4 protein-coding genes are annotated in these 4,775 nt (G+C 68.5%); 2 read left to right on the forward strand and 2 right to left on the reverse strand.

Annotated elements, in window-relative coordinates:
* Positions 1–713: 713 nt before the first annotated feature.
* Both ACWCYO_RS40230 and ACWCYO_RS40235 read left to right on the forward strand, forming a co-directional pair.
* Positions 714–3,275: a collagenase gene (locus ACWCYO_RS40230; protein ID WP_449787000.1), complete on the forward strand. Its 2,562-nt coding sequence runs from the start codon at positions 714–716 to the stop codon at positions 3,273–3,275.
* Positions 3,276–3,685: 410 nt separating this feature from the next.
* The gene (locus ACWCYO_RS40235) at positions 3,686–3,901 is read left to right on the forward strand and encodes a hypothetical protein (RefSeq protein WP_449787001.1); all 216 of its coding nucleotides are present in this window, start codon (positions 3,686–3,688) and stop codon (positions 3,899–3,901) included.
* 260 nt (positions 3,902–4,161) lie between these two features.
* Here ACWCYO_RS40235 and ACWCYO_RS40240 read toward each other — a convergent pair whose 3' ends face one another.
* Positions 4,162–4,320 (reverse strand): hypothetical protein, encoded by a 159-nt coding sequence (locus tag ACWCYO_RS40240; protein ID WP_449787002.1) that lies wholly within the window; start codon positions 4,318–4,320, stop codon positions 4,162–4,164.
* Positions 4,321–4,508: 188 nt separating this feature from the next.
* Positions 4,509–4,775: FAD-dependent oxidoreductase (locus ACWCYO_RS40245; protein WP_449787003.1), on the reverse strand; the 267-nt coding region annotated here is incomplete at its 5' end.

Consider the following 4,775-nt stretch of genomic DNA (forward strand, 5'->3'; position numbering starts at 1 on the left):
CTGTGGTCGACGAGCCGCTGCCGGAGTCGCGCCGGGCCGGGCCGCTCGGGGCCCGGCCGGTAGGGCCGGGCGGGACCCCCACAGCGCGGAGCTGCGGTCAGCGGGGTCGGGGGTCTGCGGGACGGTGATCGCTCGTGCCGCTGCGTCCGGCCAGCCTGCCGTGACGAACGTCCCGAAGGGGTGGAAGCTGTGGCGGCCACTCGACATGGGGGACCGCCTCGCAACCAGTGAAGCCATCTGCGAGATCGGCCTTCACGGTGCAGAAGTTGACAAGACAGCCTTCTACCTGCGGTCGAGTGCTTCAGGCCGGGCACCCGCGTCCAGCCATCCTGAAGATCTCGCACACTTTCCGTTATCCGAAGCCCCCTGCCCGATCTCCCATACGTCGGCGGCAAACCACCCCATCTGCCGACGAGGAGAGAACATGACCGACACACGAGTGGTACGCGGGCGCGACAACGGCCCTGTGCCGGTGGGCACTTCGGTAGCGGCGAGCATCATCGTCGGCACCCTGTCCCGCCACGGACAATCCCCGAACTGACCGTCAGTCGACTCATCGCAGAGCCTGCGATCGGCCAGGAATAGCCATCGCCTCGGCGCCCCACAACCGACACGGACCGACCGTGTCAGAAAAATCGACGAAACATCACCTCATTGCGCAGCCTCCCCACGAGGCCGCGCCGCACGGTGCTGCCCCCACGCCAGGAGAACCCATGAAAGCCGCACACGCCCGCAACAAGCTGCCCAAGCTCCTGATAGCCGCCGCCCTTGCGCTGACCGCCGGAGTCGGGATCGCCGCCAACGGGCCGGGCAGCGCTCACGCGGGGCTTACCAGCCCGTCTCCCGAAGTCAAGACCGACGCTCCCCGCCCAGGTTTGGCACCCCAGTCGGCCACCGAAGCCGTCCAGGACGACGCGAAGCGGGTGCGTCCCAAGGACCGTCGGCCTCTGCCGTCCAACACCGAGGCACAGCAGCAGAACTACGGCAGCCCGACAAGGTCCGCCGCGGCAAGGTCCGCCGCGGCAAGGTCGAAGACAACGACCGGGGAGTCGGGCGGCCCGAAGGCGAGCGCCGCCGCCTGCTCCACCAGCGCCTTCACCGCGAACACCGGCGGCGCGCTGATCCAGGCGATCCAGTCCGCCGGCCCGGACTGCATCAACGGCCTGTTCAACATCACCGGTTCGGACGCACACCTGGCCTTCCAGGAGTCGCAGATGACCACGGTGGCGGACGCCTTGGCCGCCGCCTCCCGCAGCTACCCGGGGGACAACAGCACCCACGTCCTGGAGCTCGTGCTCTACCTCCGGGCCGGCTACTACGTGCAGTGGAACCACAAATCCGACGTCGGTACCTACGGCAGCGCTCTGCAGACCGCGATCCAGTCCGCCCTGGACTCCTTCTACGCCAACGCCCACAGCCTGGACGCCACCGACGCCAACGGCGCCGTCCTCTCGGAAGCCGTCACCCTGATCGACAGCGCCGGCCAGAACGCTCGCTACCTGCCCCTCCTCAAGAAGCTGCTCACCGGCTACAACAGCTCGTACAACGACTCGTACACCATGCTGACCGCGGTCAACAACGTCTACACCGTCCTCTTCCGCGGCCACCAGAACCCCGACTTCGTCGCCGCCACCGAAGCCGACCCTTCCATCCTCACCACCCTCGAGACCTTCGCCAACAACAACCTCGGCCTCCTGGGCGGACCGCAGAGCTACCTGGCGTCCAACGCCGGCACCGAGCTGGCCCGGTTCCTCCAGGACCGCACCCTGACCCCCGCCGTCCGCCCGGTGATCAAGAACCTGCTGGCCAAGTCCTCGATGACCGGCCCCACCGCCCCCCTCTGGGTCGGCATCGCCGCCCAGGCGAACGACAACGACCAGAACAACTGCTCCGACTACGGCACCTGCGACCTCCCCAACCGGCTCAGGAAGGCCGTGCTGACCATCGACTATCAGTGCGGCACGATCCACATCGTGACCCAGGCGCTCACCAAGGAGCAGCTGCTCAGCACCTGCGACAGCCTCACCGGCGAGAACGCCTACTTCCACAAGCTCGCCAAGGACCCCGGCCCGCTGCCCGGCGACCACAACAGCGCCATGGAGGTGGACGTCTTCCACTCCACCAGCGACTACCAGACCTACGCCAACGTCATCTTCGGCGTCGACACCAACAACGGTGGTATCTACGAGGAAGGCGACCCGTCCAAGCCCGACAACCAGGCCCGGTTCGTCGCCTACGAAGCCGACTGGCTGCGCCCGAGCTTCCAGATCTGGAACCTCAACCACGAGTACACCCACTACCTGGACGGCCGCTTCAACACCGCCGGCGACTTCGCCGCCACAACCGCCACCCCCGGTACCATCTGGTGGATCGAAGGCTTCGCCGAGTACGAGTCCTACGGCTACCGCGGTGTGACCGACACCGCGGCGGTCGCCGATGCGGCCAAGGGCAGCTACCCGCTCAGCACCGTCTTCGCCAACACCTACAGCAGTGGTACGGACCGGATCTACCCCTGGGGCTACCTCGCGGTGCGCTACATGATGGAGAACCACCGCTCCGACATCGACACCCTGCTCGGCCACTACCGATCCGGTGACTACAAAGCCGCACTCGGCCTGATCAACTCCATCGGCACCAGCTACGACGCCGACTGGGCCAAGTGGCTCAAGGAATGCGCTGCCGGTGCGTGCAACGCCCCCGGCAAGCCGCTCACCGCCACCTTCATCGCCAAGGCGAACGGCCTGAACGTCACGCTCACCGACACCACCGAAGACTCCGCGGCGATCACGGCTCACAAGTGGGACTTCGGCGACGGCACTACCTCCACCGATGCCAATCCGATCAAGACCTACGTCAAGCCGGGCAGCTACCACGTCCGGCTGACCGTCACCGACAAGGCCGGCGCCACCGCAACCGCCGACCAGACGGTCGCGGTCGGTGCTTCAACCGCCGAGTGCACCGCTGACGACACCCGCCGACTGGCTCAGAACTGCAGCCGGTCCAACCTCACCGCCGCCGCCCGGGACAACAGCTACCTCTACATCGACATCCCCGCCGGAACCAAGAAGCTCACCATCACGACCACCCCTGGCACCGGAATCACCGACCTCTACTACAACCCCACCACCTGGGCCGACAGCACCGCCAATACCGCCTCCGCCACCGGCAACGGCCCGCACACCCTCACCATCACCAACCCGCCGGCCGGCTGGAACTACATCACCCTCCACGCCACGACCGCCGTCACCGGCGCCACCGTGACGACCACGTTCTGACCCGGCCGGCCGCGCCGTTCCGACGCCCGGCTCTGTCCCGGTGAACTGCTGCTGTTCGACCAGGCCCTGGTTGAAGCGCCGCAGCGTGATGCGGGTGTCGACTTCGGTGGGGAAGCCGGCGCGGCGGATGGTGTGGCGGTGGCCGTCGGGAGCAGGGGCGTCGACAGCGAAGGCCCAGGAGCCGTGGTGGGGATCGGCGGCGAGGCGTGGGCAGGTGGTGCCGAGCTGTCGGCGGTGGTCGTCGCGGCAGCCGCAGCGCCGGTAGACGCGCCCTCGGTCGCCGGGGGTGGGTGAGCTTCGCACGGTGATCGCCTCGAAGGGGTGCGCGCGGGTCGTTCTCCTCCCAGTCTGCGCACGCTGTGCGACCACCAGCCATGAAAAGGGGGTCTGACCTGCGGGTCTCCCTTGAGATGGCGCACCTGGGCCGCTCCGATCCGATCGACCACCGCCGCCACGCCGAGCAGAACGCCGCCAGCGGTGCCTACATCCGCTGGCACAACGCGCGTGCCGAACTGAAGACCATCTTCGCCTCCGACTCACCCATCCGCACGTGGACCCATCACCCGGCCCTCGCTGCGTGGCAAGCCCTCGGCCGTGGCGGCCGGTGGAGCCGCGAAGAGATGTAGCCGCGAAACCAGGTCGGGAAGGCAGGCGGAGAGTGGTGGGGCCTTCGAGGCAGGCGGCGCCGGCGCGGAGGAGGTCCTCCCAGGTGAGGTCACCCATCCACCAGCGCGTGAAGGCCTGCGGGTCCGCTTGAATGCGGAGGTCCACAGGGCGACCGAGGTCCGCGGTGCAGAGGGTGCGGGCATAGAACGTGCGGGCGCGCAGGTTGCCGGCCACCACCGCCAGCCAGGCCCGCCCATGACCGCCGGCTGCGACGAGGCGCTCAGCCTCCGCGAGCAGGGCTCCCGGATACACCGTTTCCCCGGTGGTTGCGGGCCACGTACACCTGCGCGACCTCGTCGTCGGCCACCATCACGAAGCCCGCCACCGCACCGCCGATGACCGCGACGACCGCGTCACCGACGTGTTGCACGGCGCGCACGGCGAACGACTCCTGCGTCCGTACAGCGAGCAGGGCATCGGGAACGTTCCCCAGGTGGGCGTCGCACCACCCTCGGTACCAGATGTCTCCGATGGTCCGCGCGTCCTCGGGCCGAGCCGGACGTACGAGTCATGGGCCACTCGGTCCGGTGCCTCCTTCGCGAGCGCGGGGTCAAAACTGGGGCGCTTTCATCGTTCGTTAGGCGCGTGGGGGGTGAAGTCCGGTAGGTGTTGGAGGCTTTCGGTGACGGCGGTGAAGCCGTAGTCGAGCATTCGGAGTTCGTACTGTGCGACTGCGGCGGGGAGTTCGGCCTCATCGCGTTGGACGGCGGCGAGTGAGCGGGAGAGCAGCGCGGCGTCGCGCAGGGCCGTGTTGGCGCCCTGGCCGCCGCTCGGTGGCATGGGGTGGATCGCGTCGCCGAGCAGGGTGACCCGGCGGGTGCCGCCCCAGTGCGG

The sequence above is a fragment of the Kitasatospora sp. NPDC001683 genome (assembly GCF_053596495.1).

Coding starts and splice junctions, on each gene's coding strand:
- ACWCYO_RS40230 (WP_449787000.1), top strand. CDS start 714: ATGAAAGCCGCACACGCCCGCAACAAGCTGCCCAAGCTCCTGATAGCC.
- ACWCYO_RS40235 (WP_449787001.1), top strand. CDS start 3,686: ATGGCGCACCTGGGCCGCTCCGATCCGATCGACCACCGCCGCCACGCC.